Origin of the sequence: Streptomyces phytophilus, assembly GCF_013870535.1 — a bacterium.
Taxonomy (GTDB): domain Bacteria; phylum Actinomycetota; class Actinomycetes; order Streptomycetales; family Streptomycetaceae; genus Streptomyces; species Streptomyces phytophilus.
Map to the genome: position 1 here is coordinate 1 of NZ_JACBXC010000506.1, position 4,138 is coordinate 4,138.

The window sequence follows — 4,138 nt, forward strand, 5'->3', positions numbered from 1 at the left end:
CGGCAGGGGCGGCCGTGCGGGCGGCGGAACCGCCCCGCCGGGCAACCCGGTCGGGCGCACCGCCCCGCGCCCCATAGGATTGCCCCGAAACCGTCACACCACCCTGTGAGGATGACCCGCATGCCTGGCATCACGCGCGAGGAGGTCGCCCACCTCGCCCGGCTGGCGCGCCTGGAGCTGAGCGGCGAGGAGCTGGACCACTTCGCCGGCCAGCTCGACGCCATCATCGGCGCGGTCGCCCGCGTCGCCGACGTGGCCGGCGAGGACGTACCGCCGACCAGCCACCCGCTGCCCCTGACGAACGTCATGCGCCCGGACGCCGTCCGGCCGGGCCTGACCGCGCAGCAGGCGCTCTCCGGCGCGCCCGCGCAGGAGCAGCAGCGTTTCAAGGTGCCGCAGATCCTGGGGGAGGAGTGACCGTGGCGGACAGCTCGGGAATCATCAGGCAGACGGCGGCCGAGACCGCCGCGCAGATCGCCGCCGGCGACGTCAGCGCCGTCGAGGTGGCCGAGGCCCATCTGGCCCGCATCGACGCCGTGGACGAGAAGGTGCACGCCTTCCTGCACGTCGACCGCGAGGGCGCGCTCGCCCGCGCGCGGGCCGTGGACGCCAAGCGCGAGCGCGGCGAGGAGCTCGGCCCGCTGGCCGGGGTGCCGCTGGCGCTGAAGGACATCTTCACCACCGAGGGCGTGCCCACCACCGCCGGGTCGAAGATGCTCGAAGGCTGGATCCCGCCGTACGACGCGACCGTGACCCGGCGGCTGAAGGAAGCCGACGTCGTCATCCTCGGCAAGACCAACATGGACGAGTTCGCCATGGGCTCCTCCACCGAGAACAGCGCCTACGGCCACACCGGCAACCCCTGGGACCTCACCCGGATCCCCGGCGGCTCCGGCGGCGGCTCGTCGGCCGCCATCACCGCGCACATGGCGGCGCTGGCCATCGGCACCGACACCGGCGGCTCCATCCGCCAGCCCGCGTCCGTCACCGGCACCGTCGGCGTCAAGCCGACCTACGGCGGCGTCTCGCGGTACGGGATGATCGCGTTCTCCTCCAGCCTCGACCAGGGCGGCCCGTGCGCCCGTACCGTGCTCGACGCGGCGCTGCTGCACGAGGTGCTCGCCGGCCACGACCCGCTGGACTCCACCTCCATCGACGCCCCCGTCCCGCCGGTCGTCGAGGCCGCGCGGAACGGCTCGGTGGCCGGGATGCGCGTCGGCGTGGTCAAGGAGTTCCGCGGCGAGGGCTACCAGGCGGGCGTCATGCAGCGCTTCGACGAGGCCGTCGAGCTGCTGCGCGAGCTGGGCGCCGAGGTCGTGGAGGTCTCCTGCCCGGCGTTCGACCGGGCGCTCGCCGCGTATTACCTGATCGCGCCCGCCGAGGTCTCCTCGAACCTCGCCCGCTACGACGGCCTGCGCTACGGGCTGCGCACCGGCGACGACGGCACGCACTCCGCCGAGGAGGTCACCTCGCTGACCCGCGCGGCGGGCTTCGGCCCCGAGGTCAAGCGCCGCATCATGCTCGGCACGTACGCGCTCAGCTCCGGCTACTACGACGCGTACTACGGCTCGGCGCAGAAGGTCCGCACCCTCATCACGCGCGACTTCGAGCGCGCCTACGAGCAGGTCGACGTGCTCGTCTCGCCGACCACCCCGACGACCGCGTTCCCGGTCGGCGAGCGGGTCGACGACCCGATGGCGATGTACCTCGCCGACCTGTGCACCATCCCGTCCAACCTGGCCGGCAACGCCGCGATGTCGCTGCCCTGCGGCCTCGCGCCGGAGGACGGGCTCCCGGTGGGGCTGCAGATCATCGCCCCCGCCATGGCCGACGACCGGCTCTACAGGGTCGGTGCCGCGGTGGAGGCCGCGTTCACCGACCGGTGGGGCCACCCCCTGCTGGAGGAGGCACCCGCCCTATGAGCAAGTTCGCCAAGGCCAAGGACTTCAAGAAGTCCAAGGCCGGTGTGTACATCTCCCTCACGTCCACGCTCTTCGGCGCGATCGGTATCGCCAAGCAGATGAAGCAGGCGCGCTTCGACGACGACCGGCTGCGCCAGCTCGACGCCGCGGTGTCCGCCGCCGCCATGGCCACCGGCGTCGCCCTGCTGCTGCGTGAGCTGCGCCGGATGAACGACGACGACATCCTCGCCGGCTGAGCGGGCCGCGCCGGGGTCGAGAGGCTGGAAGAGAGCTGTGACTGTCACGTACGAGGACGCCCTCGCGACGTACGAGCCGGTGCTGGGCCTGGAGGTCCACGTCGAGCTGGGTACCGCGACCAAGATGTTCTGCGGCTGCGCCACCGCGCTGGGCGCCGGGCCCAACACCCAGACCTGCCCCGTCTGCCTCGGCCTGCCCGGCGCGCTGCCGGTGGTCAACGAGACGGGCGTGGAGTCCGCGGTCAAGATCGGCCTGGCGCTCAACTGCGAGATCGCCGAGTGGTGCCGCTTCGCCCGGAAGAACTACTTCTACCCGGACATGCCGAAGAACTTCCAGACCTCGCAGTACGACGAGCCCATCGCGTACGACGGCTACCTCGACGTCGAGGTCGACGGCGAGGTCTTCCGGGTCGAGATCGAGCGCGCCCACATGGAGGAGGACACCGGCAAGTCCACGCACGTCGGCGGCGCCACCGGCCGGATCCACGGCGCCTCGCACTCGCTGCTGGACTACAACCGGGCCGGCATCCCGCTGATCGAGATCGTCACCAAGCCGATCACCGGCGCCGGCGACCGGGCACCCGACGTCGCCAAGGCGTACGTGGCCGAGCTGCGGGAGCTGATCAAGGCCCTCGGCGTCTCCGAGGCCCGCATGGAGCAGGGCCAGCTGCGCTGCGACGTGAACCTGTCGCTGATGCCCGCCGGCGCCACCGTCTTCGGCACCCGCAGCGAGACGAAGAACGTCAACTCGCTGCGCAGCGTCGAGCGCGCGGTGCGCTCCGAGGTCGTCCGGCACGCCGAGGTCCTCGACGGCGGCGGCAGGATCGTCCAGGAGACCCGCCACTTCCACGAGGACACCGGCACCACCACCTCGGGCCGTACGAAGGAGGAGGCGGAGGACTACCGCTACTTCCCCGAGCCCGACCTCGTGCCCGTCGCGCCCGCCCGCGAGTGGGTGGAGAAGCTGCGCGCCGGGCTGCCGGAGCTGCCGCGGCTGCGCCGCAACCGGCTGCGCGAGGAGTGGGGCGTCTCCGCGCACGACATGCAGTCCATCCTCAACGCCGGCGCCATCGGCGCGATCGTCGCCACCATCGACGCGGGCGCGGACGCCGCGGCGGCGCGCAAGTGGTGGATGGGCGAGCTGGCGCGGCGGGCCAACGAGGACGGCGTCGAACTGGCCGCGCTGGCGATCACGCCCGAGCAGGTCGCGCGGGTGGCGGCGCTGGTCGCCGAGGGCAAGCTGAACGACAAGCTGGCCCGCCAGGTCATCACCGGCGTCCTCGACGGCGAGGGTGCTCCCGATGAGGTGGTCGACAAGCGCGGGCTGGCCATCGTCAAGGACGAGGGCGCGCTCGGCGCCGCGGTCGACGAGGCCATCGCCGCCAACCCGGCCGTCGCGGACAAGATCCGCGGCGGCAAGGTGCAGGCGGCGGGCGCGCTGGTCGGCGCGGTCATGAAGGCGACCCGCGGCCAGGCGGACGCCGCCCGGGCCCGGGAGCTGATCATGGAGAAGCTGGGCGTAGCGGACTGAACGTGTGAAAAAGGCCACTGACCGGACAAACGATCTCCCGCACCTGTAACAGTGGCAGCGCAGGTGCAGGAGTCTTTGAGGGCGAACCTCCCTGAAAGATCGTGAAATCCCAGGGAGCCGCCCGTGTCCGGTCTCGCCCGGTGGTGTCTACGCCGCCGCCTGGTCGTCGTCCTGCTCTGGCTCGGCGCCTTCGCCGGCACGGCCCTCGCGGCCTCCCTGCTGGGCCCGGCGTACTCGAACGACTACGACGTGCCCGGCACCGAGTCCGGGCGGGCGCAGGTGCTCATGGCCGAGGCGTTCCCCGGCCTCGACGGCGCCGCGGACACCGTCGTCTGGCACGACGCCGACGGCGTGCGCGACGCGCAGGTCACGGAGCGGGTGGACGCGGCGCTGACGGAGATCGCCGGGCTGCCGGGGGTCGCGGACGTCACCGGTCCCGACGGCTTCAA

At 72.5% G+C, this 4,138-nt stretch carries 4 protein-coding genes and 1 pseudogene; all 5 read left to right on the forward strand.

Going from position 1 to position 4,138, the window contains the following annotated elements; translation table 11 throughout:
- Window positions 1-120: 120 nt before the first annotated feature.
- The gene (gatC, locus tag H5J30_RS20185) at window positions 121-417 is read left to right on the forward strand and encodes an Asp-tRNA(Asn)/Glu-tRNA(Gln) amidotransferase subunit GatC (RefSeq protein WP_181788810.1); all 297 of its coding nucleotides are present in this window, start codon (window positions 121-123) and stop codon (window positions 415-417) included.
- Window positions 414-1,922, forward strand: coding sequence for an Asp-tRNA(Asn)/Glu-tRNA(Gln) amidotransferase subunit GatA (gene gatA / locus H5J30_RS20190; RefSeq protein WP_374101003.1), 1,509 nt, complete (start codon window positions 414-416; stop codon window positions 1,920-1,922). The genes gatC and gatA overlap by 4 nt, the downstream gene beginning before the upstream one ends.
- Window positions 1,919-2,158, forward strand: coding sequence for a hypothetical protein (locus H5J30_RS20195; protein ID WP_181788812.1), 240 nt, complete (start codon window positions 1,919-1,921; stop codon window positions 2,156-2,158). The genes gatA and H5J30_RS20195 overlap by 4 nt, the downstream gene beginning before the upstream one ends.
- Window positions 2,159-2,195: 37 nt before the next feature.
- Window positions 2,196-3,689, forward strand: coding sequence for an Asp-tRNA(Asn)/Glu-tRNA(Gln) amidotransferase subunit GatB (gene gatB / locus H5J30_RS20200; protein WP_181788813.1), 1,494 nt, complete (start codon window positions 2,196-2,198; stop codon window positions 3,687-3,689).
- A gap of 123 nt (window positions 3,690-3,812) precedes the next feature.
- A pseudogene (locus H5J30_RS20205) lies at window positions 3,813-4,138 on the forward strand (MMPL family transporter); the annotation flags it as partial.